Here is a 222-nt window from a genome sequence, read left to right as displayed (position 1 = left end):
CGAGACGCTGATGGGCACCCTGTCAGGCGGCGATGCGGACGCGTGGACTCACGCGGAGCTGGAAGAACACCTGGAGACGGCGGGGCGGGAACTACTGCGGCAGCTGCTGCAGGACCATCTGGACCTGCGCGCGGTGCGGGAGGAGAACCTGGTCTGCTCCGGCGCGGGCCCGGTCGTCAGGGGCCCGGAGGGGCGGGGGGGGGCCCGGGGGGGGGAGGGGGC

The 222-nt window shown here is 75.2% G+C and carries 1 pseudogene; it reads left to right on the top strand.

What is annotated here, in order from left to right:
- Positions 1 to 222: pseudogene (locus tag C7C46_RS36115) on the top strand (hypothetical protein); the annotation flags it as partial.

This window comes from Streptomyces tateyamensis, assembly GCF_003205575.1.
GTDB lineage: Bacteria > Actinomycetota > Actinomycetes > Streptomycetales > Streptomycetaceae > Kitasatospora > Kitasatospora tateyamensis.
This window is presented reverse-complemented; position numbering and strand designations above follow the sequence as displayed.